The organism is Sphingomonas sp. CFBP8993, assembly GCF_034044895.1.
Taxonomy (GTDB): Bacteria; Pseudomonadota; Alphaproteobacteria; order Sphingomonadales; family Sphingomonadaceae; genus Sphingomonas.
In genome coordinates this window covers 323,600-349,668 of sequence record NZ_JAXCWU010000004.1, presented here as the reverse complement: position 1 = coordinate 349,668, position 26,069 = coordinate 323,600, and the positions used below count along the sequence as shown (strand labels likewise).

The following is a 26,069-nucleotide window of genomic DNA, read 5'->3' as shown; positions in this document are numbered from 1 at the left end:
CCGGGAACCCGGAGTCCCCGGCCTGTCCCATCACCGGCCCGCCGCCAGGAACCGGTCGGCGGTGCGCAGGCTCATCGCCATGATCGTCAGCGCAGGGTTTGCGGCCAGCGCGCTCGGGAACACCGAATTGTCGCAGATCAGCAGGTTGGGGATGTCGAAGCTGCGGCCATCGGCATCCACCACCGCTTCGTCGCCATTGTCGCCCATGCGGCAGGTGCCGATGGTGTGCGCCGAGCGGTCGACCGCGAAGATGTCGCTGGCGCCCGCCGCTTCCCAGATCGCGGTCATCGTGTCACGCGAATGGCGGTCGATGGCGCGTTCGTTGGCGTGATAGCTGAAATCGATCCGCGCCTTGCGCTGGCCGAAGGCGTCGGTTTCGTCCGACAGGGTCAGGCGGTTGTCCGGATGCGGCAGGCAGTCGCCGTTGATCCCGATCCCCGCCATGCGGTTATAGCCGTGGAGCAGGTTCTGAAGCCGCTGGCCCCACATGCCCGCACCGCGCGCCAGCCCGGTCGCCAGATTGACCGGCAGGACGCCCAGGCTCTGGATCAGATAGCCGCCGACGAAATCGGCATCCTCGGGCCGCATCAGATCCTCGGTGATCAGCGACGAGGGGTAGCCCCGGTTCATCCGCATCTCGGCCTCGAACCGGCCCCAGACCTGGGTGGCGACATGCGCCATGAAGTTGCGGCCGACCTGTCCGCTGGAATTGGCGAGCCCCAGGTTCAGCAGCAGGCGCGGGCTTTCCACGCCGCCCGCGCACAGGAACACCGCCTTGCACCGCTGGCGGTGTTCCTGGCCGTGCTGGCGATAGACGACGGCGGTGATCCGCCCTTGCTGGTCCTGTTCGAACGACACGACGCGGGCCTCGGCGCGGATTTCGGCCCCGTGCGCGATGGCCATGGGCAGATAGCTGGTATCCATGCTGGTCTTGGCGGCGTTGCGGCAACCCTGGTGACAGGTGCCGCAACTCACGCACGCCTGGCGCTGGCCCCAATGCGGCTGATCGCGATCACGCGAAACCAGCGCGGCAGGCGCGTCGGTGGCGGTGATGCCCAGCGCCGCGCACCCGCGCGCCATCGCATCGGCCGAGGCATTGCGCGCGACCGGTGGATAGGCATAGCGGCGGCTGTCGTCCCATGGATAGCGGGCGGGGCCGGACACGCCGGTAAACCCTTCGACCTCCTTGATATAGGCGATCAGCTCGGCATGGGGGATCGGCCAGTCCGCACCCTGGCCGGTCAGCGTCCGCAACTGCAGGTCGCGCGCATCGGGGCGGGGACAAAAGGCGCCCCAGTGCAGCGTCGAGCCGCCGACCCCCATGCCCGAATTGTTCGAGCCGAAGGCGGTCGGGTCCGCGCCGCCGCTCAGCCGCTCCTCCATCCAGTAGATGTCGGCCGCCATCTCGTCGGCGACATGCTCGTCGGGGCGAAAGGCACGCCCGGCCTCCAGCGCCACGACGGACAGGCCCGCCTCGGCCAGACGCGCCAGCAGGGGCGCACCGCCCGCGCCGGTGCCGATGACCACGGCATCGACGACGTCCTGCTCGGCATAAGGGGGGCGGGTCATGCGGTCGTCTCCGGGGCGTGCTGCCATTGTTCGATGTCGGCGGCAGCGGTGCGGGTGTAACCCTGTTTGCGCGGGCCATCGCCGCCGACCGCGAAACCGTCATAGCCGATCGCGGCCATGGCGGCCGGGGTGGCCATCCACTGGCGAACGATCTCGGCGCGGACATCCTGGAACCACAGCATCATCTGGTGGGCCGAAAGCCGCGTGTCGTCCTCGCTTCCCGCATCCCCGGCGGCGATGCGTTCCAGCAGTGCGGCCTGCGCGGCGTGATCGAGGGTCGTGAAACCGCCGCCCAGCGTATCCAGTGTCGCCAGCCCGCGCGTCCATGCCTCGCGGTCGGGGGGCAGGTCGGCAAAGCGCCAACCATCGCCCGCGCCGTTCAGGCCCGCGCCGATCCGGCGGGCCAGGTCACGGGCATCGCGGCAATCGGGCAGGACATGCGCCACCAGCGCGACGACGGTGGTCAGCTCGGTATCGGTCCACCCTGCGTCACGATCGGCGACCGGGCGCGTGCGCGCCAGCATCGCGGTGCGTGTCCGCTGGCTGACCCGGTCGGAATCCAGCAAGCGGACGAAACCCGGCGGCAACAGAGTCGGCGACAGCGCCGCGACATGCCCGGCGATCAGATCGGCCAGCGCCTGGGGCTGTTCATAGGGGATCAGATGCGCCGCACCCTCGACCACGCGCACCTCGCCCGCGGCATAATGGGGCAGGTTCAGCCGCCGCTGCGCCTCCTCGCCCAGATCGCCGTCCTCGCTGCCCGCCACGATCAGGGCGGGCATCGCGATGGTCCCGGCCTGCCGGCTCCAATCCTCGCGGCTGCCCCGTTCCAGCCAGCCGAGCCATGCCTCCCGGCTGGACCGCCGGACATCGGCCATCGCCTGTTCGCGAAGCGGCTCGGGCAGTGGCGCGGCGGTGTTGGCGTCGACAAAGGTTTCGGCGTCCGTGCGCCCGACCGGACCATCCGCGACCCAGCCGATCATCTGCGCGCGCCGGTCATCCTCGATCGGCTCGGGCGAGGGCGGGGAGGCGGCGACCAGCACCACGCCGACAACACCGGCCAGCCCGGCTTCGCCAGCCTCGGCCCGGGCGGCGACCAAGGTGGCGATCTTGCCGCCCATGCTGTGCCCGACCAGGACGCCCGCCGTCAGCCGGTGTTCGCGGATCGTGTCGGCCAGCCCATCGGCCATCGCCATCACATCCCTGTAACCCTGATCGGCATTGTCGCCGAAGCCGGCCAAGTCGATCGCGATGGCGGGCAGGTCGGGCAGGTGACGGCGCACCAGATCCCATTCCCGGCCACTGGCGCCAAGAGCGTGAAGAAAAACCAGGGTTGGTTGGGTCATGCGGCCTCGTCCGGGGGGAAAATCCCATGCTGGACGCCCGCCGGAGCGGGAGCGTTCCCGTCCGTGACCGCTGTATTGAAATTAATTTGCATCATGATCGGCTGAGCAGGGTCCGATACCGCTATCGCCGAATTTATGGAACATCACGCATCATCATGCGCTTCGCCACCCGATCCCTTCATGAACCTCATAGGAACGGAGTGACGTCATGGCCGATACTGATCAGGCACAGCCGCAATACAATATCGAATATCGCGAGATTCAGGCATTCGGGACGCTGAAGGACCTGCCGCTCGGTCTGTCCGACAATGCCCGCAAGCAGAGCGTGTCGATCCTGAACCAGGTTCTGGCCGACACCATGATGCTGCGCGACCTGTACAAGAAGCATCACTGGCAGATGTCGGGCGCGACCTTCTACCAGCTGCATCTGCTGCTCGACACGCATTATGAAAAGCAGGCCGAACTGGTCGACATGGTGGCCGAGCGTATCCAGTCGCTGGGCGGCATCAGCATCGCCACGCCGCACGACGTGGCGGAAATGACCAAGATTCCACGCCCGCCGCGCGGCCGCGAAGACGTGCCGACGATGCTGGCGCGCCTGCTCGAGGCGCACAAGATCGTCCTCGAGGAAGCGCATGAGGGCGCCAAGACCGCCGACGAGTCGGGCGACGACGGCACCAACGACTTGCTGGTCAGCGACATCATCCGCACCGGCGAGCCGCAGGTATGGTTCATCGGCGAGCATCTGGCCGCCACGGCGCTCCAGCGCGCGGACTGACAAGCGGAAATTCTCGGGCAAGAGGTGAGGCGGCGATGGCGGAACGTGATCTGGCGAACGGCATCGCCTCCACCGAGCTCGAGGAAGGGCGCATCGTCGCCGGGACGCTGGACGGGCAGGATGTGGTCTTGGTCCGCCATCAAGGCCGCGTCTGCGCGCTGTCGGGCATCTGCACCCATTTGAAGGCGCCGCTGGCCGATGGCATCGTGGCGGACGGCACCATTCGCTGTCCGTTCCACCACGCCCGGTTCGACCTTGCGACGGGCGAGGCGGTCGACGCACCCGCCTTTGCCCCGCTCGACCGCTTCGACGTGGTCGAGGAGGATGGCAAGGTGCGGGTTGCGGCCGCGGCAGCGGGCGAACCTTCCGCCTCCGGGGCTACTCCGTCAGTCGGTCGGGTGGTGATCATCGGTGCGGGCGCGGCCGGTCATGCCTGTGCCGAGATGCTGGCCCGTCACGGTGCGGGGGCGTCGGTCACCATCCTCGATGAAGAGGCCGATGCGCCCTACGACCGCACCTTCTGTTCGAAACAATATCTGGCGGGCAAGGCGGAGCGCGACGACCTGACGCTGCCGGGCCTGGACGGCGTCGATCTGCGCACCGGCGTCTCGGTGTCGAAGATCGATCGCGATGCCAAATCGGTCTTGCTCGGCACGGGCGAGCGGGTTCCTTACGACACGCTGGTCCTGGCGACCGGTGCGGAGGCGATGCGGCCCGATTTCTACGGCGCGGACCGACAGGACGTGCATGTCGTGCGCAGCCTGGCGGACGCTGATCGCCTGATCGCCGCGCTGGACCAGGCAGGGGCCGCCGTGGTGATCGGATCGAGTTATATCGGGCTGGAGGTCGCGGCGTCGCTCGTCGGGCGGGGTTTGACGGTGTCGGTCGTGTCGGATGCCGATCTTCCGTTGGAAAAGACCGCCGGGCCCGAAGTCGGCGGCATGATCCAGTCGCTGCACGAGTCGAAGGGCGTGACCTTCCATCTCGGTCGGCGCGTCGCCCGGTGGGACGGGCATGGTGCGATGCTGGATGACGGCAGCCAGGTGGCGGGCGACATTCTCGTCGCCGGGTTGGGGGCAAAGCCCCGGACCATGCTGGCGGAGGCGGCCGGGCTGGTTCTGGCGGACAAGACGGCGGGCGGCGGTGTTCAGGTCGATGCGATGCTGCGTACCTCCGATCCTGCCATCCACGCCATCGGCGATATCGCCAATGCGCCCGATCCCCGGCTGGGTCATCCGATCCGCGTCGAGCATTGGGTCGTCGCGCAGCGTATGGGCCAGTGGCTGGCGCGGCACCTGTTGGGCCAGACGGACGATGCGTATGATGCGGTGCCGTTCTTCTGGTCGGGACATTATGACCTCAGCCTGCGCTATGTCGGCCATGTCGAAAGCCCCGAGGACCGCCATATCGACGGGAAGGTCGCGGATCGCGACTTTGCGGTGACCTTTGCCGAGGACGGCCGCGATCAGGCGGTGCTGACCGCCGGGCGCGATGTCTTCGCGCTGGAGCAGGAGCATCGCTGGGAACGCGATTGACCTGTCCGGCCGACGCAAGGCGTCGCTAGTCCGCCAAGGGGGTTTCACCGCGCTGCTGGCGGACATGGTTCAGGAAGTTGACGATCTCCCGCCGCCGCAGGCGTTCCTCCGCGAATTCGCCATCCACCCCGAGCGACCAGCGAAGTGACCGGCTGTCGGGATCGTCATGCAGCGCATCGATCTCGGCGGCGCGAGCTTCGATATCGCTTTCCCGCAACGCCAGTCCTGACTTGACCAGTTCGGCGGCCTGCGCGGCGACCGCAATGGCGATCTCGCGCAGCGCCAGTTCGGGGTGATATTGCACCCCCCAGAAGACGCCGCGATCATGGCGGATCTCGGCGGCCTGAACGCGGGTGACGGCGTTGCCGGCAAGCAGGATGGCACCCGGCGGCAGCTCGCAGACCTCGTCGCTATGGATGGCGGGTGCGTCCCAGCTGGGCGGGCGACCGGCGAGCAGCGGATGGTCGCGCCCCTCGGGCGTGGCGCTGATCCGGCGGGCGATCGCCGCCTCCATCCGCTGCGGCATCTTGCGCACCCGGCCGCCCGCCGCCGTCACCGCGATCTGCAATCCCGCGCACGAGCCGAAGGACGGCACGCCCGCCGCGAAGACGCAGCGCATGAAGGCGATCTGGCGGCGGACCGGGGCGGTGTCCTCATAGACGTGCATGGGCGAGCCGGTGAGGAAGACCGCATCGAAGCTGCAGAGCCGCTCGACCGACATCGGCTCGGCATCCTCGTCCGCCGGAGACACGATGGTCGTTGCGATGCCGGGCTCCAGCTGGCGAAGCGTCGCGGCATAGGTTTCGCCCGAACTCTTGCCTGCCCGGGCGCGGCGGGCTTCGCGTTCGTCGGGGCGTTCGCTCTGGGCGATGAGGTAATGGGGCACGGGCACCTTTCGATCGGGAACGCCCCCAACGCATGCCGGACACGATCGGCCGAAAGACGGCGACGATTTGCTCCACGGCCAAGGCTCCATCGCGCCCGTGGTGCGTTCCCCCGAGCGACATGACCGAAAACCACAAACAGGGTCCCGCACCGGACGTCCGCCCCGATCCCGACGACGACGTTCGGCCGGATCAGGCTGCGTCAGAGCCGCCGGTCGACCCCGAACGGGTCGAGGACGAAGCCGCCAAGTTCGGCGACTTCGCCTGAGATTTTTCAGAGATTTTCAACGGGAGAGAATGTGATGGACGATGATCGCCTTTGGAACTTCGAAGAGAGCCTGTGGACCGAGGGTCCCGACAATTACCGTGAAAAGGTCGACGCCGAAGTCGTCATGGTGCTGCCGCAGCCGCCCTTCGTGCTGACCGGCCAAGACGCGATCGCGGCGGTTGCCGACACGCCTGTCTGGGACAGCGCCGAGCTGACCGAGCGGACGGCATCGCGGCCGCAGGAAGGGTTGATCGTGATCGGCTATCACGTCGCCGCGCAGCGCGGTGACGAGCGTTACGAGGCGCATTGCACCTCGACCATCCGTCGCCTGGAGCATGAGGTCTGGCGCGTCGTCCAGCACCAGCAGACGCCGGCGCTGGCCAAGGCCATGACCCACGATTGAGGCCATGCGGGTCCGGTGCGCCGCTGATCGGCGCACCGGACCACCGGTCAATGCGGGGTCAGGCCCATCTCGACCCCGGTCTTGTCGTGCAGCGCGAACCGGTCGATCAGGTCGGCGCTGGCCCGATTGTAACCGACGACTTCGACCGTCCGCCCGTCGCGCCGCAGCCGCGCGACGATCCGGTCCAGCGCGCCGACCCCCGAAATGTCCCAGAAATGCGCCGCGCCGACGTCGATGACGACATGGCGTGCGGGCTCGTCCGACCGAAAGGCGCGGGTGAAACGCTCGACCGAGGCGAAGAAGATCTGGCCCGTCACGCGGTAGGTCGCCCGCTCGGCCGTGGCGTCGCGCTCGACCGCGAACATGCGCTGGACCTTGCCCGCGAAGAAGATGCCCGACAGCAGTACGCCCGCCAGCACGCCCAGCGACAGGTCGCGGGTGGCGACGACGACCGCGACCGTGGTCAGCATGACGACCGACGAGGTGGGGGGATGACGGCGCAGGTTGCGGATCGAGCTCCAGCTAAAGGTGCCGATCGACACCATGATCATGACGGCGACGAGCGCGGGCATCGGCACCCGGCCGACCCATGGCCCGAGCACCGCCAGCAGAAACAGCAGAAAGGCACCCGCGACAAAGGTCGACAGACGACCGCGCCCGCCCGACGTGACGTTGATCACCGACTGGCCGATCATCGCACAACCGCCCATGCCGCCGAACAGCGCGGCAACGATGTTCGCCCCGCCTTGCCCAGCGCACTCACGCCGCTTGTCGCTGTCGGTGTCGGTCATGTCGTCGACGATCTGCGCGGTCAGCAGCGACTCGAGCAACCCGACCGCCGCCATCGCCAGCGAATAGGGCAGGATGATGCGCAGCGTGTCGAGGGTCAGCGGCACCTGCGGCAGCACCAGGCTGGGTAGCCCTTGCGGCAGCGCGCCCATGTCGCCGACGGTGTTGACTGGCACGCCCAGCCCGATGCTGATCGCGCTCAGCACCAGGATCGCGATCAGCGGCGAGGGCACGGCGCGGGTGATCCGCGGCAGGCCATAGATGACGGCCAGGCCGCCCGCGACCATGGCATAGGTCTGCCACCCGACATGGGTCAGCTGGGGCAGCTGGGCCATGAAGATCAGGATGGCGAGCGCGTTGACGAAGCCGGTGATCACCGATCGCGAAACGAACTGCATCACGAGGTCGAGGCGCAGCAGCCCGGCGAGGATCTGGAACAGGCCCATCAGGATGGTGGCGGCGAACAGATATTCCACGCCGTGCTGGCGCACCAGCGGGCCGACCAGGACGGCGACGGCGGCGGTGGCGGCCGACACCATGCCCGGTCGCCCCCCGATCAGCGCGATGACGATCGCGATCGCGACCGAGGCATAAAGGCCGACGCGCGGGTCGACGCCCGCGATGATGGAAAAGCCGATGGCTTCGGGAATCAGCGCGAGCGCGACGACGATGCCCGCCATGATGTCGCGCCTGGCGGCGGCGGCATCGGTAAACCATTGGCGACGATAGGTCGAAAGATCGAATGTCATTGAGAACCCACAACAGGGAACAGCACGCCGTTGGGCGTTTGAGGCGTTCGTGCATGTTGTTGTCCGGCGGATCGGCGGCCGGAATAGCCACCCGGAATTTCACCGGGTCCTTGCGAATGGGCCGGTCCATAGGCGAGGGGAGGGGGCTGGCGCAAGTCGTCAGGCGGATCGTGCGGGAACGCGGCGGGCATTGGCCCTGTTCTTTCCAAGCCGGGTCGACATTCATTTCATTCCTTCCCTGGAAGGGGAGGTGGCAGGGCGCAGCCCTGACGGAGGGGTGTCCCGGTTGGAAAGTTTGGGGATCACTCGCCAGCGGCGATACCCCTCCACCAGCTTCGCTGGTCCCCCTCCCCTTGCAGGGGAGGAATGAAAAGGGGACTGAATGTCAATCCGCCCCAGGCAACGCCGAGGAGAGCGACCATGGCCGATCCGATCAAGCCGACTACCGAAACCCGCGACCCCATTTTGTCGACCGAGCATCAGCGCGACGGCGATGCCCGCCGCCCCAGCGACACACTGGACAAGGGCCAGGACAGCACCGAGGGACAGGATGCGCCGAAACGCAAATCCTCGCTGACCTGATGATGTATGGGGGCATTAGGGACGCCCCGCCCAATCCGTAGTGACACTAGCTTGAGCGGGGCGTCGAGGACGCGCGGAAGCTCGACCTCGCGGCCCCATTAACGCGGTTTGCCGCAAAAGGCTTCGCCAAACTTGTCGCGACGCACAAAATCTTCTGTCGGCGGGGCCCAAGCATGTCCGCCGGTTTCACAAAATTGACGCAGTATTGTCACCAAAGTTTCTTCCAAACTGCATCTTGGCGTCATGAGATGCGCCTAACGCCCGGTCCGGGATCGACAGGGGGACCCTTCGGGGTCGGTCGGTCATCGGGCGGCTTTTCGTCCGATACGGCAACGACAAGATCGGGAGTTTTTCGGCGATGGCGAGCTTCAAGCGCTTCGGCCTCATTCTCATGACCAGCTCGGCCTGCGCGGCCCTTGCCGCGTGCGGCGGAGCCGACAGCGTGGCATCGCCGGGCGCAGGCAGCGTGGTGATCGTGCAACCGCAGCCGACGCCGACGCCGTCGCCCACCCCGACGCCGACCGCCAACATCACGGCCGCGCAGTTCGCCGCCGTCAGCACCGTCAACACCGTGTCGATCACCGCCGACGAACAGCTGGCGATCGTGAACGCAGGGTCGAACAACAACGTCAACGGCACCGGTGCCGCGCTGAACGGCGTCTATCCGACCAGCAGCACCTCGCTGATGACCGCCGCCGATCCGTCGATCATCAACGGCTTCTTCACCTCGACCAACTATGTCGGCGCGCTCAACGGCCCGTCGGATACCGCGTTCCAGGGCTGGACCTGCAACTCGACCTCGGCCGAATTCGGCGGCTCGGGCGCGCGCTGCACCGCGGTTCCCTCGATCGGCACCTATGCGGCGGCGACCTCGGTCTGCCCGACGGGCACCACCGATGACGGCACCAACAGCTCGTCCTCGCCCACCTTGCGTTTCTGCCGCCTGCCGCAGAACATCACCAGCGACCTGACGCTGCCGAAGATCGCAGGGATCGTATACCGCCTGCGCGGCCAGACCGAAGTCGGCACCGACCTGGGTTCGACCGGTGGCACCGGCGCCACGCTGACCATCGCGGCGGGTGTCGTGATCGCGGCGGACTCGACCGAGGCGACCAACGACCTGCTGCTCGTCAATCGTGGTTCGAAGATCTCGGCGATCGGCACCCGCGACGCGCCGATCGTCTTCACCTCGCAGCAGAACCTGGTCAGCAACGGCGTGTCCGACGCCAGCCAGGGCCAGTGGGGCGGCATCATCCTGCTCGGCCGCGCGCCGACCGCGGTCTGCGCCACCGGCACCGGCCCGAACAATGCGGGCGGCACCTCGACCACCTGCCAGCAGGCGATCGAGGGCGTTACGGGGCGCTTCTACGGCGGTGCGAACCAGACCGACTCGTCGGGCCAGATGTCCTATGTCCAGATCCGCTACTCGGGCATCGCCATCTCGGACGGCAACGAGCTGCAGGGCCTGACGCTGGGCGGCACCGGTTCGGGTACGGTCCTGGATCACATCCAGAGCCACAACTCGGCCGATGACGGCATCGAGATCTTCGGCGGCACGTCGAACCTGAAATATATCGCGATCACCGGCGCGGACGATGACGGCTTCGACATCGACAATGGCTATCGCGGCTTCATGCAGTTCCTGATCGCGGCGCAGCGCACCATCGGCGCGACGGCGGACAGCTTCTCGACCGAGATCGACTCGAACAATGCCGAGGACCTGCTGCCGCGCACCTTCGGCCGCTATGCCAACTTCACCTTCGTCCAGACCGCGAATGCGCCGGCGGCGATCCGCCTGCGCGGTGGTGCCGACATGACCTTCATCAACGGCATCGTTAAGTCGACCCAGTCGGGTGTGGCCTGCATCAACCTGATCGCGGGCGAAGGCTCGGGCTCGGGTCGCACCACGATCCGGGGGGCGGACGCTTCGCTGCAGGACGTCGGGCCGCCGGTCTTCACCTCGGTCTATTTCAGCTGCAACGGCCGCTAAGGCCCCGCTGACCATGCGCCCAGGGTTCCACCGGGCGCTCTCGGCAAGCCGGGGTGGCGGATCATCGCCGCCCCGGCTTTCCTCCATGAAAATCTGATACGGGATGACCCGGCCATGCAGCGACGCCTCGCTTATGCCTCCCTCCTTCTGCTGACCTCGCAACTCGTCGCGCCCGCGCTGCTCGCGCAGACGGCGGGCGGGGCGACGCCTGCGCCCGCGCAGACGAGCACCACCGCGACCAGCCCGGACGGGCAGGCCACTCCCCAGAGCCAGACCCCGACCGGGCAGGACGGCCAGTCGGCGGAAGAACCGGTCGAAATCTCGGCCCCCGGCGTCGATGCCTCGTCCAGCAACGAGATCGTGGTCGTCGGTCGCAACATCCCCAACACGATCCGCGCCACGCCGCAGATCGTCTCGGTCCTGTCCGCCGCCGACATCGCGCGCACGGGCGAGGGCGACATTGCGGGCGCGCTGACCCGCGTCACCGGCCTGTCGGTCGTGGGTGGCGGCTTCGTCTATGTCCGTGGCTTGGGTGACCGCTATTCCTCGTCGCTGCTCAACGGCTCGCCGCTGCCCAGCCCCGAGCCGCTGCGCCGTTCGGTCCCGCTCGACATCTTCCCGACCACCATCGTCGGCTCGGCGCTGGTCCAGAAGACCTATTCGGTCAATTATCCCGGCGAATTCGGCGGCGGCGTCATCAACCTGACGACCAAGGCGATCCCGAACAAGAACTTCATCTCGGGCGGCTTCACGGTCGCGGCCGACGATGCGACGACCAGCGAGCTGGGTTACACCTATCGCGGCGGCGACGCCGACTGGCTGGGCTTCGACGACGGCACGCGCGGCGTGCCGCAGTTCGTGCGCGACGTGCAGGCGGGGCGCGGTTCGGGCATCGTGCCCGCGTCGCAGCTGCTCGGCCTGTCCAACGCCTCGACCACACTGCTCCAGCGCAACAACCAGCTGCCCGCCAACCTGTCGGGTGAGCTGTCGGCCGGTTCGGTGTTCGACATCGGCAGCGACCGGCTGGGCGTGATCTCGTCGCTATCGCTCTCCAACACCTTCCGCACCCGCTCGGCGATCCAGCAGGACTCGGTGTCGGCGGACGGCACGCTGCGCAACGATTACCGCACGCTGCTGACCGACAACCGCATCGTCGCCAACGCGCTGGTCGGCCTGGGTTACGAGTTCGGCGACAACACGGTGCGCTGGACCAACGTGTATATCCACGACACGCTGAAGCAGGGTCGCGGTTCGGCGGCCGAAGTCTACAACAACGCCAGCGGCCTGCGCTTCCAGCAGAACACCAACTGGTTCGAACGCCAGCTGATCGAAAGCCAACTGGTCGGCGAGTTCAAGCTGACCGACGCGCTAAAGTTCGACGCGCGCGGCGCCTTCGCCAATTCGAAGCGCAATGCGCCGTACGAACGCCAGTTCGACTATCTATGCGCGGCACGCACGACCAACGGCCTGCCCGTCAGCTATGACGGTGCGAATGGTGCGGGCGGGTTCCAGTGCAACGGCGCATATCAGGTAACGCAGCGCTTCACCCCCTTCGCCTCGATCATCTTCTCGGAATTGAACGAGAATCTGTGGACCGGTCAGGCCGACCTTTCCTACAAGATCGACAGCGATCGTCCGATCACGCTGAGCACCGGTTATTTCTATCAGGGCACGGACCGCTATTCGAGCCGTGTTCAGTTCAACTACCAGACCAGCGACGGTGCGGGCACCGCGCCGGGCTTCCCGTACAATCTCTATCGTCCCGACTATCTGCTGAGCCCGGACGTCGTGAACAATGCCTGTCCGTTGCGGGGGCAGGGGGCGTGTACGCTCCAGCTGCAATTCTCGACGCAGGCGGGCGCCTATGCGTACGACGCCAAGCTGAACGTCCATGCCGGTTACGTGCAGGCGGAATCGGAAGTGGCCGACGGTCTGCGCGCGGTGGCGGGTCTGCGCTACGAAACGGCGATCGAGACGGTGACGCCGGTGCAGAGCGCGACGACGCGGTTGAAGAACAACTATTTCCTGCCGGCGGGCACGCTGACCTGGAACTTCGCCGCCGACATGCAGCTTCGCGCGAGTGGCGCGAAGACCATCTCGCGCCCGCAGTTCCGCGAACTCGCGCCGCAGCAGTTCCGCGATCCGGATTCGGACCGCCTGTTCTTCGGTAATCCGAACCTGCGCGACAGCGAGTTGTGGAACCTCGAGGCGCGTTACGAATGGTTCTATGCGCGCGACCAGCGCTTCACGCTGGCGGGCTTCTACAAGCGGATCAAGAACCCGATCGAGCAGGTCGGCTTCTACACCGGCGCGGACGACCGGTTGCAGACGGGCTTCACCTATCTGCCCTCGGCGACGCTCTACGGTGCGGAAGTCGAGTTGCAGAAATATGTGCCGCTGGCGGGGCTGGGCGGCGATTTCTTCGCCACCCGCCGCCTCGTCGCGATCGCGAACTACACCTATACCAAGTCGCAGATCAAAGCCGACGCGTCCTGCGTGCCCAATCCGGCGGCCGCGCAAGGGTCGCCGGGCCTGGCGGGCTGCGCCTCGGGCTTCGGTCCGGCGCGGCTGCTGTTCCGCGACGGCGCATCGCTGACCGGCCAGTCGGACCATCTGGTCAACCTGCAACTGGGCGTCGAGGACACCGCCGCGCTGTCGCAGGTGACGGTGCTGTTCAACTATGCCAGCAACCGCGTGACCAATCGCGGCCCGTCCAACCTGTCGGGCAACGGGTTCCAGCCCGATATCGTCGAAGTACCGGGCATCCGCCTGGACGTCGTCGCACGCCAGGGCTTCGAGCTGATGGGCGGCAAATTCGAGCTGAAGGCCGAAGCCCGCAACCTGACCCGCACGCGCTATAACGAGCGGCAGGACTTCGGGAATGGCCGGTTCGTGTATCTCAACCGGTACAATCTGGGTCGCGTGTTCTCGCTCGGGATCAGCACGACCTTCTGATCCTTTTGGGGATTGGTGTTGAAGGGCCGTCGTCCGGGGAACCCGGGCGGCGGCCTTTTGGCGTTTGGCCGGGCTTGTGTTTTAAAAGGCCCTGCGCGTGAAAGGAAGCGGAGGCCAGCCCCACGTCCGTTCAGGCTGAGCGAAGTCGAAGCCCAAGGGATTCACCTCGCCAAGTTCAGAGCCCCGGCGTGCACTTCGACTTCGCTCAGTGCGAACGGACGCTCGCAGGGCGGGGAGGTGGCAGGCTAAAAGCCACCAACACCCTCACCCCCGCCAGGGCAACTCGCGATACCATTTCGTGATGACGTACTTTGCCCCCGCGCGCACCTTCATCGCCTGATGCAGCGTGGCGGGGTTGGGCGAGCCGTCGGCGCGGCGATTGCTCCAGGCGACCATCTTGCCGGGTTCGGGCTGGATGACCTTGTCCACCACCTTGAAGCGCGTGGCGCCACCAGCACCCGGCGTGTTGAGGTACAGCATCACGGTCCAGGTCCGGTTGCCCGACACGGCGCAGTAGCGGTGATAGTCCAAGCCCTGGGGCTCGAAATAATCGGTATGCTGCTTGAATTCCTGGCCGACGGCATAGCGCTGGCCCTGGATCGGTTCGCCATATTCGCCCGACAGGCCGGTCAGCATCGCGATCAGCCGCTCGGTTTCGATCACCGCCGGATCGTCGGCGGGCAGGTCGCCCGTCTCGCTGGTGCGATAGGCGGCATCGCCGTTGGCATCGGCGATGGTCGAGGGACGGCGGACCGCATCGATTCGGGTCATTAGCGCGGCGCACAGGTCTGGCGGCAGGACGTCGCGCTTCACGAACAGCGTCAGCCGGGGATCGGGCAGTCGCTGCACGCCCGGCGTCGCGGCCAGCCGCTGGACGATCGGTGTCGGGTCGAGGCCGTTGCCCAGCATCGGCATGGGGTCGGAAGAGGTGTTCATCGGTCCATCCCTGCAAAACCCCTGTGACGATCATGTTTCGAGGTGACGAACATGTTTCGAGGCTTTGACGCAGGACTGTAACATGCCATGCCTAGGGCCTGAAAATGCGGACGGGGTGTATTTCATGCGGTTGAGGCTCGACGCGCGCGGACGTCGCTGGTTGCGACGCCTGCCGGTCGTGAATGTCTATTCGGTGGCCGAGCTGGCGCTGATGGCGGTTCTCGCCGTTCAGGGCGCGCGGCTGCTATGGGTGATCGCCACCCCCGTCTCGCCGCTGGGCGAATGGCGCCCGCTCGCCCCGGCCATCGCGGGGTCGCCCGCCGCCATCCTGGAGGGCTTCGACCCATTCTTCCGGTTGCAGGGGCAACAGGGTGCCCCCGCCGCCGTCACCACCCTGCAACTGACGCTGTTCGGCACCCGCATCGACGAGGCGTCGGGACGTGGTTCGGCGATCCTGGCGGGGCCGGACGGCGTGCAGCGATCGGTCTCGGTCGGCGACGAGATCCAGCCCGGCGTGACGCTCAAGTCGGTTGCGTTCGATCATGTCACGATCGACCGGGGCGGTGCGACCGAGGATCTGTACATCGATCAGTCGGACGCCCCACCCGCCGCCGCCACTGGCGCAGGCGCGCCCCCCGCACCGCCAGCCGGGACCGTTCCGGCGCAGGGCGGCGTGGCGATCGCGCAGGTGCGCAGCGATATCGGCTTCATCCCCCGGCTCGACGGCGGCCGTATCTCGGGCCTTGTCGTCCGGTCGCAGGGTTCGGGCGCGGCGTTCCGTGCGGCGGGCCTGCGCGAGGGCGATATCGTCACCGCGCTCGGCGGACGTCCCGTCACGGGGCCGGGCGACCTTGACCGTCTGGCGGCGGATTTCGCACAGGGCGGTTCTCTTTCCATCACGGTCGAGCGGGGCGATCAGACGCTGCCGCTCTCCCTTCAGATTGCGGCACCACGGCCATGAAGAAGCTCGTCCCCGGTTCGGTCCTCGCGTCAGTCCTGGCCATCGCGCTCGCCGCAGGTGCGCATGCCCAGACCACGCTGAACGTCCGCGACGCCGATATCCGCGCCTTCATCGCCGATGCCGCCAAGGTGACGGGGCGGACCTTCATCATCGACAGCCGGGTGAACGGCGAGGTGACGGTGGTGACCGACCGGCCGCTGTCCCGATCCGAATATTTCGAGATTTTCCTGTCGACGCTGCGCTCCAACGGCCTCGTCGCGGTGCCGACTTCGGGCGGGGCGTTCCGCGTCCAGCCGATCGACAACGCCGCGTCGCAGCCGAGCCGGATCGGCTCGGCGGGGGCGAACCGCAATTCTTACGTGACCGAGATCATCCGCCTGCGCGCGATCGACGCGCCGAGCGCGCTGGAGACGGTGCGCCCGCTGGTCAGCGCGCAAGGATCGGTGACGGCGAACCGCGCGGGCAACAGCCTGGTCGTGGTCGACTTCGCCGACAATATCCGCCGTATCCGCGAAGTGGTCCGCCGGATCGACGCCGACAATGCCTCGACCCGCGTCATCGGCTTACGCAATGCGGGCGCGCGGGAAATCGCGACCGCGCTGCAGACGCTGGCGGGCGGTGCGGGCGGCGGCGCGCAGGGCGGCGGTGCGGCCCCGGGGGGCACCGGCGTGTCGGTGGTCGCCATCGACAGCTCCAACTCGATCGCATTGCGCGGCGATCCGTCGAGCGTGTCGCGCTTCGCCCAGATCGCGATCGACCTGGACAACAAGGCCAAGAGCGGGACCGAGATCCGCGTCGTCTTCCTGGAAAATGCCGATGCCGAGCAGCTCCTGCCCGTGCTTCAGCAACTGGTCGGCCAGACGCCTGATCCGGTCCAGGAAACCACCCTGTCGCGCGGCAGCTTTACCCAAACCAATTCCCAGGCGGGATCGGCCGCGGGCACCTCGATCGCGCAGCGTATCCAGCCGGTCGCCCAGCCGCAATCGGCGAACGCGCCGGGCGCGGGCGGCCAGAACGGCCAGCCGCCCGCGATCAGCACGCAAGGGGGACGGACGGCGGCGGTCGTGACCCGCTTCGTCGGCGCCAATGCCATCGTGATCGCCGGTCCCGCCGATATCCAGCGTCAGATCAGCGAGGTCGTGCGCCAACTCGACGTGCGCCGCGAACAGGTGCTGATCGAGGCGATCGTGGCCGAGGTGTCGGACCAGACCGCGCGGCGGCTGGGCGCGCAATTCCTGCTTGGCAGCCTGTCGGGCGGCGCCTTCGCCGCTTCGACCTATGGCAACACCGCGCCCAACATCCTCCAGATCGCGGGTGCGGTGGGCGCGCAGACGCTGGGCGGCAACCGCACCGTCGTCGTCGCCCCCGACGGCACGCGCACCGAAACCAACGTCCCCAACGCCTCGTTCAACCAGCTCACCCAGTCGGCGGTGCAGTCGATCCTGGGCACCACCGGCGGCTTTGCGGGCTGGGGCGGGCAGGTCGGCGACACGGTGTTCGGCGCGATCATCAACGCGGTGAAGAGCGACACTACGTCGAACCTCCTGCAAGTGCCGCATATCATCACGCTGGACAATCAGCAGGCACACAGCCTGGTCGGCCAGGAAATCCCGGTAACGACCGGCCAGGCGCTGTCGAACAATTTCGACAATGCCTTCCGCACCGTGCAGCGCCAGAATGTCGGTATCCAGCTCGACGTAAAGCCGCAGGTGAACGCGGGCGGCTCGCTGAAACTGTACGTGCGGCTGGAGGTCAGCTCCATCGCCGGGCCGGTGTCGAGCAACAATAGCGAACTGATCCTCAACAAGCGCGCGTTCGAGAATGTCTTCACCCCCGACGACGGCCAGATCACCGTCATCGGCGGCCTGCTCGACGATAACGAGCGGCGCACGATCGAGAAGATCCCGCTGCTCGGCGACATTCCGGGGCTGGGCGCGCTGTTCCGGTCCAAGGCGCGCAGCCGATCGAAGACCAATTTGATGGTCTTTATCCGCCCCACCATCCTGCGCACGCCGGAGGACAGTCGCCGCGTCACCGAACAGCGTTATGGCTATCTCCGCCAGTTGCAGGGTTATGCCCAGCCGGGCGTCGAGCCGTCGATCGACGAACTGGTCCGCGATTACATGAACGCCGCGCCGCCGATCCCGCGCGCGCCGATGCCCGGCAATATCGAGGACCCGCGCATCGCCGTTCCCATCGCCAAGCCGGTCGAACCGATCAAGCGCCGTGACTGAACAGGAACAGCCCATCACCACGGGAGATACCGTGCCCCTGCCGCTGGGCACACCCCTCCCGCAGGCGGGAGGGGATGGGGAAGGGCCCGCCGCGCTTCCCCTGCCATCCGCCGGCGATGTGCCCGAAACGCTCGAACTGGTCGCCCCGCTGACCATCCCCTATGGTTTCGCGCGCAAGTTCGGCACCGTCGTCCACACCGCCGACCCGCTGACCATCGCCCTTCGCGAAGGCGCCGACCCGCGCGCGCTGATCGAGTTGCGCCGCCATATCGGCCGCCCCTTCGCCATCACCCGGGTCGAGGCCCCCGCCTTCGACCGCCTGCTGTCCGATGCCTATGCGATGGACGGACAGGCGACCGCGATCGCGGCGGTCGGCATGGGCGACGAGCTGGACATGCTGGCCGACGGCATCCCGACCGCCGAGGACCTGCTCGACACCGCCGACGACGCGCCCGCCATCCGCCTGATCAACGGCATCATCGCCGACGCCGCGCGCAACGGCGTGTCGGACATCCATATCGAGCCGTACGAAACCGGCCTCGTCATCCGGATGCGCATCGACGGCATGCTGCGCGAGACGCTGCGGATGCCGCCGCATGTCGCGCCGGTGGTGGTTAGCCGTATCAAGGTCATGGCGCGGCTCGACATCGCCGAGCGGCGCGTGCCGCAGGACGGTCGCATGGCGCTGACCCTGGGTGGCAAGCTGCTCGACGTGCGTGTCTCGACCTTGCCCAGCCGGGCGGGCGAGCGCGTTGTGCTGCGTATCCTGGACAAGGACAATGCGGGCATCGACCTCGACGCGCTGGGCATGAACCCGGCGATGTATGCCCTGCTGAGCGAGGCGTTGAGCGAGCCCAACGGCATCATCCTGGTCACCGGGCCGACCGGCTCGGGCAAGACGACCAGTCTCTATGCCGCGCTGCGCCTGCTGAACGATGGCAGCCGCAATATCCTGACCGTCGAGGACCCGGTCGAATATGCGGTCGAGGGCGTGGGGCAGACTCAGGTCAATGCGAAGGTCGGCCTGACCTTCGCGGCCGGGCTGCGCGCGATCCTTCGCCAGGACCCCGATGTGGTGATGGTCGGCGAAATCCGCGACCGCGAAACCGCCGAGATCGCGGTGCAGGCCTCGCTGACCGGCCACCTCGTGCTGTCGACCGTCCACACCAACGATGCGGTCGGCGCGATCACTCGCATGCGCGACATGAAGGTCGAGCCGTTCCTGCTCGCCTCGACGCTGCGCGCCGTGATCGCGCAGCGGCTGGTGCGGCGGCTGTGCCCGGCGTGCAAGCGCCCGGTCGAGGCGAGGGAGACCGTCGCGCCGCTGCTCGGCATCGATGCCCATGCCACCGTGTACGAGGCGGTCGGCTGTCCGCAGTGCAACGGCAGCGGCTACAAGGGCCGGACCGGCGTCTATGAGGCGGTGCGCGTCGACGATACGATCCGGCGGCTGATCAACGAAGGCGGCGACGAACAGGCGATCGCGGCGCACGCCTTTGCCCGCCAACAGCCGCTGGCGACGGCGGCCCGCGCGCTGGTGCTGGAGGGCGTGACGACGGCCGAGGAAGCCATCCGCGTATCCCGCCGCGACTCCGAAGCGGGGTGAGGGAGGTGAATGCTCTCACCACCCCCCGTCCCCCCGCAAAGGCGGGGGCCCAGTGCCTATGCCGTATCACGCTGAACGCTGTCGGTTGTCATGGCATGGGTTCACGCGGAGACGCGGAGACGCGGAGAAAGAGTGGGTTCGCGCAGAGGCGCAGAGGACGCGGAGATGGTGTTCTCGCCGCGCCAGCGGCCCTCCTGTTTCGGCCGTTTGCAAAAGCGGTTCGCTGCCGCGCGCGAAAACCCTCTGCGCCTCTGCGCGAACGACCTTTTCTCCGCGTCTCCGCGTCTCCGCGTGAGATAAGACTTCCGTCCTGCACATCGCCAGAAAGCTGGGCCACCGCCTTCGCGGGGGAACGGGCTGGCCATGGGGCGGGGTACTGACATGGCCGGGTTCGACTATGTCGCCATCGATACCAGGGGTGCGGAAAAACGCGGTTTCATCCCCGCCGAGACGAGTGACGCCGCGCGCGCCGCGCTGGAGAAGCAGCGCCTCTACGTCGTCTCGGTCAAGCCGGGCAGCGGCGATACCGCCGAGCGGCGTCCGCTCTTCGGGCTGAAGCTGGGCCGGGCGCGTATGTCGGTCAAGCAGCTGACGCTGTTCACGCGCCAGCTCGCCACGCTCAACCGCGTCTCGCCGCTGGAGGAGAGCCTTCGCACCATCACCCGCCAGACCGAGCAGGAACGGGTGCGCGCGATCGTAGCGACGGTGCACCAGGGCGTCACCGAAGGCCGCCGCCTGGCCGACGCGATGGCGCGCGAGCCCAAGAGCTTTCCGCCGCTCTATCGCGCGATGGTAGCGGCGGGCGAGAGTTCGGGAACGCTGCCGACCATCCTCGACCGGCTGGCCGCGCTTCTGGAACGGCAGGCGGAGATTCGCGGCAAGATGATTACCGCGCTGGCCTATCCGACGATCCTGGCGGTGGTCGCGCTCGGCGTCGTCGCGGCACTGATGATGTTCGTCGTGCCGCAGGTGGTCGAGCAGTTCGATACGGTGGGTCAGGAACTGCCCTTCCTGACGCGGATGGTCATCGGCGTGTCGGACCTGCTGGTCGGCTGGTGGTGGCTGATGGCGGGGATCGTCGTCATCGGCGGGGTCGGTTTCTGGCGCGCGTTGAAGGTGCCTTCGATCCGCCTGTCCTTCGACACGTGGCTGTTGAAGCTGCCGCTGATCGGCCGGTTGTTGCGCGACCTGCATGCCGCGCGGATGGCGCGCACGCTGGGCACCATGGTGGCCAGCCGCCTGCCGCTGCTCGAAGGGCTGACCCTGACGGCGGGGACGATCCACAATCGCCGGTTGCGGGTGGCGTCCGACGCGATCGTCGACGCGATCCGGGGCGGCGGCAGCCTGTCGGCGGCGATGCGGCGCGCGGGCGTCTTCCCGCCGCTGCTCACCTATCTGGCGGCCAGCGGCGAGGCGGCGGGGCGGCTGGACGAGATGCTGGAGCGCGCCGCCGACTATCTGGAGCGCGAATTCGATCGCTTCACCGCCACCGCGCTGTCGCTGCTCGAGCCTGCGATCATCGTCGTGATGGGCGGCGTGGTCGCCACCATCGTGCTATCCATCCTGCTGCCGATCCTGCAGCTCAACACGCTGGCGGGACAATGAGTCGAGAGGACATGTTGATGCGTAACCCCACCCCCCGGCGTATCCGCCGCAAGCGCGCCGCGAACGGCTTTACACTCGTCGAGCTGATGGTCGTCGTGGTCATCATCGGCCTGCTCGCGACGATCGTGGCGCTGAACGTCCTCCCCTCGGGCGACACCGCCAAGATCCAGAAGGCCAAGGCCGATATCGCGAACATCGAGACCGGGCTGGAGATGTACAAGCTCCAGAACCTGACCTTCCCGACGACGTCGCAGGGGTTGCCGGCGCTGGTGTCGATGCCCGCCGGGCTCGCCGATCCGTCGCGCTATCAAAAGGGCGGGTATCTGAAGAAGCTGCCCGAGGACCCCTGGGGCCGTCCGTACCTCTATGCCGCGCCCGGCCAGCATGGTGAGGCGGACGTCTGGACCTACGGCGCCGACGGCAAGGAAGGCGGCGAGGGCACCAACGCCGATATCGGCAATTGGGATAAGTGAGCTTTCGTGCCCGCCTGGATGCCGGGGACGGCGGCGGGCGGGGCCTGCTTGGGGTGTCTGAGGCTTTCCTATACTCCGTTCAGGCTGAGCGAAGTCGAAGCCCGCGCGGAAACGTCACCCCATGCCCTTCGACTTCGCTCCGTGCGAACGGAGCGGGGGAGCGGGGCTTCACGCTGGTCGAACTGATGATCGTCATCACGGTGATCGGCCTGGCCTCGGCCGTGGCGGTCCTGTCGCTCCCCGACCGGCGCGGGCGGGTGGCCGACGAGGCGTTGCGCTTCGCCGCTCGCGTCCGCGCCGCGCATGACGTGGCGGTGGTCGAGGCGTCGCCGGTCAGCATCTGGGTCACGCGCGGCGGCTATGGCTTCGACCGGCGGGCGGACGGCGCGTGGAGCCCGATGACCGCCAAGCCCCTGCGCGTCGCCCAGTGGGAAGACGGCACCCAGGCGGTGATCCCCGATGCCAGCGGCCGGGTGCGGATCACCTTCGATGTGACGGGGCTGGCCGACCGCCCGGTCGAACTGCGCCTGACGCGGGAGCGCGCGAGCAGCACCGTGCGGATCGGCGCGGACGGCACGGTGCGCGTCGATGGGTGAGGGGTATCTCTATCCTCCCCGGCACGGGGAGGGGGACCATGCGCAGCATGGTGGAGGGGGGCTTTCACGAAGGGCATGCTTTGCGGAAGCCCCCCGCCGTCAGCGCTGCGCGCTGCCACCTCCCCGTGCCGGGGAGGATGGCTTCACCCTGATCGAGATCATGGTGGCGCTGGCGGTGTTCAGCCTGGCCGCGATGGCGCTCGTCCGGCTGGAAAGCGCGACGATCCGGGGTGCCTCTATCCTGGACGAAACCGTCGTTGCGCAGATGGTCGCGCGCAATGTCGCCATCGCCGCCGTGACCGACCCGCAGGCGCCTGCACTCGGCCGAACGACGGGCGCAGAGGTGAATGGCGGGCGCAGCTGGAAATGGACGCGCATCGTCAGCGGGACGGGCGACGTGCGTGTGGTGCGGATCGACGTGGCGGTGGCGAATGCGGGGGGCAGCATTGTCGGCCGGATGACGATGGTGCGGCCTCCGACACCCGCGCCGCCGGTCGGGGTGGTGGCGTCGTGATCTTCACCTTACACCACCCCGGCGAAGGCCGGGGTCCAGTCGCCGAGCAGTCTGGGGCGCGGGGTGGCGTTTGCCCCGATTCTCGTGGTTCATCGAAACTGGGCCCCGGCCTTCGCCGGGGTGGTCCCCATTTCAACGGCTTCACCCTGGTCGAGGTCATGGTGGCGCTGCTCATCTTCGCGATGCTGGCCGCCGCTGGCGTGGCGATCCTGTCGCTCAGCGTCCGTGCCCAGGCAGTGACCGGGCAGAAGCTCGACGCGATGGCGGCGGTCAGCCGGACGACTGCGATCCTGTCCGCCGATCTGGCACAGGCGATCAACCGGCCGACGCGTGACGAGGGCGGTGTCCTCAGCCCGGCGATGGTCGCCGGGCCCGATGCCATGCGGCTGGTGCGTGGCGGCTGGAGCAATCTGGACGATGCGGCCCGCCCGTCGGTGCAGAAGGTCGCCTATCGCCTGAACGGCGACGTGCTGGAGCGGGTGGCCTGGCCGTTGCTCGACGGGGCGCAACCGATGGAGCCTGCCGCGCTGATGGACCATGTGCGCGAACTGCACCTGCGTTATCGGTTCAACGGCGCGTGGCTGGACCAGTGGCAGGGGCAGCCCGGCATCGCCCTGCCACAGGCGGCCGAGGTCACGATCGTGCGTGACGACGGCATGATCTTCCGCCAGCTGTTCCTGGTCGGCACCGGCTATAGCGTCCCGCCCAACCTGCCCCAGCCGAACCCGACGCCCACCCCGACGCCAACCCCCAATGGCTAGGCCCCTTCCGCCAGCGGGCGAGCGCGGGGCCGCGCTGCTGACCGTCCTGATCCTGGTCGCGGTAATCGCGGTATTGGCCGCGACCGCGCTGGAAAAGCTGCGCCTGTCGACGCGACTGGGCGGCAATGCGGTCGCGATCGAGCAGGCGCGCGGCTTTGCCTATGCGGCCGAGGCGCTGGCGATCATCCGCGTCGGCGACCTGCTGGAACGAAGCCAGGGCAAGGTCTCGCTGCTTGGCGGCTGGAGCGACCGGCCCTTCGCGCTGCCGCTGGGCGATGTCGCGGGCGGGGGTAGTGCGGTGGCGCGAGTGACGGACGGCGGCAACTGCTTCAACCTGAACGGCCTGGCGCAGGACATGCCGGGTCAGCCGGGCATGCTGGTCGGCAATGCGGTCGAGGTCGCGCATTTCGCCAAGCTGATGCGGTTGCTCGGCGTGCCCGGCCAGGTCGCGCAACAGGTCGCCACCGCCGCGTCCGACTGGATCGACAGCGATCAGAACCCGCAAGGCGGCGGTGCTGAGGACCCGGTCTATCTGGCGCGCGATCCGCCCTATCGGACCGGCGGCGCGATGATGGCGGACGTCAGCGAGCTGCGCATGGTCAGCGGCGTGACGCCCGAACTCTATGGCCAGCTGCGCCCCTGGCTCTGCACCCTGCCAGAGGCGAAGCCGACGACCGTCAACATCAACACGCTGGCGCCCGAACAGGCGCCGCTGGTGGCGATGGCGCAGGCCGATACGATTTCGCCCGCCGCCATCGCCCAGGCCCTTTTGCGCCGCCCGCCGCAAGGCTATGCGGACGCAGGCGCATTCTGGGGGCAGATACCGGGGGCGAGCGGCGGTGGTGGCGTGGCGTTGACGTCGCGCTGGTTCGCCTTGCGGATCGATGTGACCTTGGGCAGCGTCCGGGTGCAGGAACGTGCGCTGGTCGACGCCACGCGGCAACCGCCGCGGCTGGTGGCCCGGACTTGGGGGGAAGAGTGATGAGTGCGACGAACCTCCTGTTCCTGCCGCCGGGCGAGGGCGGCAATTATCGCTGGATGCGGATCGAGGACGAACGCGTCGCCGCTGCCGGAGAAGGCCTGCCCCAGGGCGACGGCGCGGTGATCGCGGTCGCGCCCGCCGATGCGGTGTCGCTGCACTGGGCCGAAATCCCCGCGCGTTCGACCGCGCAGGCCGCCGCGGCCGCGCGGCTGCTGGCGGCCGAGGTCAGCGCCGCGCCGATGGACGAACTGCACGTCGCGGTCGGTGAGGACGAGGGCGGCACGCGCGCGATCGGCATCGTCAATCGCGGCGCCATGGCGGGATGGCTCGCACGGCTGGGGGCGGCGGGGGTCGATCCGGTCGCGGTGGTCCCTGCGCCGCTGCTGCTGCCGCGTCCCGACGAAGGCTATGTGCGCGGACATCTGGCCGGGCAGGGCGTGGTGCGTGGGCGGGCATCGGGCTTTGCCGACGAACCCGGCTTCACCGAGATCGTCACCGGCGATGCGCCGCTCGCCGACCTGAATGCGGACGGGATCGAGGCGGCACTGGGCGCGGTCGCGGCGAACCCGGCGCTCGACCTGCGGCAGGGCGTGTTCGCCCGGCGGCGCGGCTTTGCGATCGACTGGCGGCTGGTCCGGCGGCTGGCCTGGCTGGGCGTCGCGATCGTCGTCGCCACGCTGGCGATCGATTTCGTGCGCTGGACCAAGTACAGCTTCGCCGCCGATGCGACCGAGGCGCGGATCGAGCAGGTCGCCCGCACCGCCCTGCCGCGTGGCGAAACACTGGTCGATGCCGATCGCCAGCTGACCGAGCGGCTGTCGGCGATCCGCGGGCCCGGTCAGGGGTTCAGCCGGACGGCGGCGGCGGTCTTCGCCGCGGTTCGTGCGGTTCCCGGCACCGAGCTGACCGCGCTCGATTTCCAGCCGAACGGCGATATTCGGCTGGGCGTCGCGGTGGACCGCGAGGCGCTGGCCACCGACCTGAAGCGCGCGATCGAGGTGGAGGGCTTTACCGTCCAGCCCAGCACCTTCGTCGCGGCCAACGGCCGGATCACGGGAGAATTCACGGTGCGCGCACGATGAAGGCGCTGAAACTCTGGTTCGACGGCCGCAGCCTGCGTGAGAAGCGCCTGTTGCTGGTCATGGGTGCGCTGCTGGTGGTGACGATCATCTGGGGTGGCATATTGCGTCCGCTGGACGACGGCCTGTCGAGCGCGCGCGAGCGTCATACGGATGCGGTGATCCGGCTGGGCGAGGCGCAGGCCATTGCCGCCGAACTGGGTCAGCGTCGTCGTCGTCCGCCCGCGCTGTCGGGGACGCTGGCCGATACGGTGCGGCTGTCGGCGGAGCAGGCGGGTTTCACCCTGTCCGCGCTGACCGAGGACGGTCCCGGCCGGGTGCGCGCGCAGATCGCGTCGGCCCGTCCCGCCGCGCTGACGCCGTGGCTTGCCCGCCTGGAGCGCGGCGGGGTGCTGGTCGAACAGGCGACTTTGACCGACAATGGCGATCGCACGGTCGGTGTGGCGCTCCTCCTGCGGACGCGGGTGTCCTGAT

General features: G+C 68.1%; 23 protein-coding genes and 1 other annotated feature. Of the genes, 18 read left to right on the top strand and 5 right to left on the bottom strand.

All coding sequences use genetic code 11. The features are described from left to right. Positions 1-30 precede the first annotated feature (30 nt). Complete coding sequence (locus SOM26_RS10435) at positions 31-1,569, bottom strand: GMC family oxidoreductase (protein WP_320452647.1); 1,539 nt, start codon at positions 1,567-1,569, stop codon at positions 31-33. Beyond that, positions 1,566-2,915 carry an alpha/beta hydrolase gene (locus tag SOM26_RS10430; RefSeq protein ID WP_320452646.1) on the bottom strand — a complete coding sequence of 450 codons (1,350 nt, stop codon included), beginning with the start codon at positions 2,913-2,915 and terminating at the stop codon, positions 1,566-1,568. Before SOM26_RS10430 ends, SOM26_RS10435 begins: the two co-directional genes overlap by 4 nt. Before the next feature lie 208 nt (positions 2,916-3,123). Between SOM26_RS10430 and SOM26_RS10425 the strand changes: the two genes are divergently transcribed. Continuing rightward, the gene (locus tag SOM26_RS10425; protein WP_320452645.1) at positions 3,124-3,693 is read left to right on the top strand and encodes a Dps family protein; all 570 of its coding nucleotides are present in this window, start codon (positions 3,124-3,126) and stop codon (positions 3,691-3,693) included. Between the two features lie 35 nt (positions 3,694-3,728). Next, complete coding sequence (locus tag SOM26_RS10420) at positions 3,729-5,228, top strand: FAD-dependent oxidoreductase (protein WP_320452644.1); 1,500 nt, start codon at positions 3,729-3,731, stop codon at positions 5,226-5,228. A 25-nt stretch (positions 5,229-5,253) separates the two neighbouring features. On the opposite strand, the gene SOM26_RS10415 is transcribed toward SOM26_RS10420, so the two are convergent. After that, positions 5,254-6,114 (bottom strand): type 1 glutamine amidotransferase, encoded by an 861-nt coding sequence (locus tag SOM26_RS10415; RefSeq protein ID WP_320452643.1) that lies wholly within the window; start codon positions 6,112-6,114, stop codon positions 5,254-5,256. A gap of 119 nt (positions 6,115-6,233) precedes the next feature. Here SOM26_RS10415 and SOM26_RS10410 point away from each other — a divergent pair, with 119 nt between their 5' ends. Together SOM26_RS10410 and SOM26_RS10405 are read left to right on the top strand one after the other, a co-directional pair. After that, positions 6,234-6,380 (top strand): hypothetical protein, encoded by a 147-nt coding sequence (locus SOM26_RS10410; protein ID WP_320452642.1) that lies wholly within the window; start codon positions 6,234-6,236, stop codon positions 6,378-6,380. Positions 6,381-6,414: 34 nt separating this feature from the next. Beyond that, entirely contained in the window at positions 6,415-6,783 is a 369-nt protein-coding gene (locus SOM26_RS10405) for a DUF4440 domain-containing protein (protein ID WP_320452641.1), read from the top strand. 47 nt (positions 6,784-6,830) lie between these two features. On the opposite strand, the gene SOM26_RS10400 is transcribed toward SOM26_RS10405, so the two are convergent. Further along, positions 6,831-8,321 carry a SulP family inorganic anion transporter gene (locus tag SOM26_RS10400; protein ID WP_320452640.1) on the bottom strand — a complete coding sequence of 497 codons (1,491 nt, stop codon included), beginning with the start codon at positions 8,319-8,321 and terminating at the stop codon, positions 6,831-6,833. Positions 8,322-8,378: 57 nt separating this feature from the next. Next, positions 8,379-8,434: a sequence feature (sul1 is cis-regulatory element that is thought to sense ions involved in sulfur or methionine metabolism; They are found in Alphaproteobacteria), on the bottom strand. A 307-nt stretch (positions 8,435-8,741) separates the two neighbouring features. Between SOM26_RS10400 and SOM26_RS10395 the strand changes: the two genes are divergently transcribed. The 3 genes from SOM26_RS10395 (at position 8,742) to SOM26_RS10385 (ending at position 13,848) form a co-directional block, all read left to right on the top strand. Continuing rightward, positions 8,742-8,903: a hypothetical protein gene (locus SOM26_RS10395; protein WP_320452639.1), complete on the top strand. Its 162-nt coding sequence runs from the start codon at positions 8,742-8,744 to the stop codon at positions 8,901-8,903. Positions 8,904-9,261: 358 nt separating this feature from the next. Continuing rightward, positions 9,262-10,893 (top strand): beta-helix domain-containing protein, encoded by a 1,632-nt coding sequence (locus tag SOM26_RS10390; RefSeq protein ID WP_320452638.1) that lies wholly within the window; start codon positions 9,262-9,264, stop codon positions 10,891-10,893. Between the two features lie 114 nt (positions 10,894-11,007). Continuing rightward, the gene (locus SOM26_RS10385; RefSeq protein ID WP_320452637.1) at positions 11,008-13,848 is read left to right on the top strand and encodes a TonB-dependent receptor domain-containing protein; all 2,841 of its coding nucleotides are present in this window, start codon (positions 11,008-11,010) and stop codon (positions 13,846-13,848) included. Between the two features lie 264 nt (positions 13,849-14,112). Here the strand turns inward: SOM26_RS10385 and SOM26_RS10380 are convergent, their stop codons facing one another. Beyond that, complete coding sequence (locus SOM26_RS10380) at positions 14,113-14,784, bottom strand: prolyl hydroxylase family protein (RefSeq protein WP_320452636.1); 672 nt, start codon at positions 14,782-14,784, stop codon at positions 14,113-14,115. A 124-nt stretch (positions 14,785-14,908) separates the two neighbouring features. Here SOM26_RS10380 and SOM26_RS10375 point away from each other — a divergent pair, with 124 nt between their 5' ends. The 11 genes from SOM26_RS10375 to gspM all read left to right on the top strand — a co-directional run bounded on the left by SOM26_RS10375 (position 14,909) and on the right by gspM (position 26,068). After that, positions 14,909-15,745 carry a type II secretion system protein N gene (locus tag SOM26_RS10375; protein ID WP_320452635.1) on the top strand — a complete coding sequence of 279 codons (837 nt, stop codon included), beginning with the start codon at positions 14,909-14,911 and terminating at the stop codon, positions 15,743-15,745. Continuing rightward, positions 15,742-17,979: a type II secretion system secretin GspD gene (gspD, locus tag SOM26_RS10370; RefSeq protein WP_320452634.1), complete on the top strand. Its 2,238-nt coding sequence runs from the start codon at positions 15,742-15,744 to the stop codon at positions 17,977-17,979. The genes SOM26_RS10375 and gspD overlap by 4 nt, the downstream gene beginning before the upstream one ends. Before the next feature lie 118 nt (positions 17,980-18,097). After that, positions 18,098-19,585: a type II secretion system ATPase GspE gene (gene gspE, locus SOM26_RS10365; RefSeq protein WP_414712049.1), complete on the top strand. Its 1,488-nt coding sequence runs from the start codon at positions 18,098-18,100 to the stop codon at positions 19,583-19,585. Positions 19,586-19,966: 381 nt separating this feature from the next. Next, entirely contained in the window at positions 19,967-21,190 is a 1,224-nt protein-coding gene (gene gspF, locus SOM26_RS10360; protein ID WP_320452786.1) for a type II secretion system inner membrane protein GspF, read from the top strand. 17 nt (positions 21,191-21,207) lie between these two features. Next, positions 21,208-21,663 (top strand): type II secretion system major pseudopilin GspG, encoded by a 456-nt coding sequence (gene gspG, locus SOM26_RS10355; protein WP_320452633.1) that lies wholly within the window; start codon positions 21,208-21,210, stop codon positions 21,661-21,663. Positions 21,664-21,848: 185 nt separating this feature from the next. Beyond that, a complete protein-coding gene (locus tag SOM26_RS10350) occupies positions 21,849-22,259 on the top strand; it encodes a GspH/FimT family pseudopilin (RefSeq protein WP_320452632.1) in 411 nt (136 codons plus the stop codon). Between the two features lie 112 nt (positions 22,260-22,371). Continuing rightward, on the top strand, positions 22,372-22,773 hold the full coding sequence (gene gspI, locus SOM26_RS10345) for a type II secretion system minor pseudopilin GspI (protein ID WP_320452785.1): 402 nt from the start codon (positions 22,372-22,374) through the stop codon (positions 22,771-22,773). Between the two features lie 98 nt (positions 22,774-22,871). Then, positions 22,872-23,534 carry a type II secretion system minor pseudopilin GspJ gene (gene gspJ / locus SOM26_RS10340; RefSeq protein WP_320452784.1) on the top strand — a complete coding sequence of 221 codons (663 nt, stop codon included), beginning with the start codon at positions 22,872-22,874 and terminating at the stop codon, positions 23,532-23,534. Continuing rightward, complete coding sequence (gene gspK / locus SOM26_RS10335) at positions 23,527-24,516, top strand: type II secretion system minor pseudopilin GspK (protein WP_320452631.1); 990 nt, start codon at positions 23,527-23,529, stop codon at positions 24,514-24,516. The genes gspJ and gspK overlap by 8 nt, the downstream gene beginning before the upstream one ends. Beyond that, on the top strand, positions 24,516-25,598 hold the full coding sequence (gene gspL / locus SOM26_RS10330) for a type II secretion system protein GspL (RefSeq protein ID WP_320452630.1): 1,083 nt from the start codon (positions 24,516-24,518) through the stop codon (positions 25,596-25,598). The genes gspK and gspL overlap by 1 nt, the downstream gene beginning before the upstream one ends. Further along, positions 25,595-26,068, top strand: coding sequence for a type II secretion system protein GspM (gspM, locus tag SOM26_RS10325; RefSeq protein WP_320452629.1), 474 nt, complete (start codon positions 25,595-25,597; stop codon positions 26,066-26,068). The genes gspL and gspM overlap by 4 nt, the downstream gene beginning before the upstream one ends. Position 26,069 lies beyond the last annotated feature (1 nt).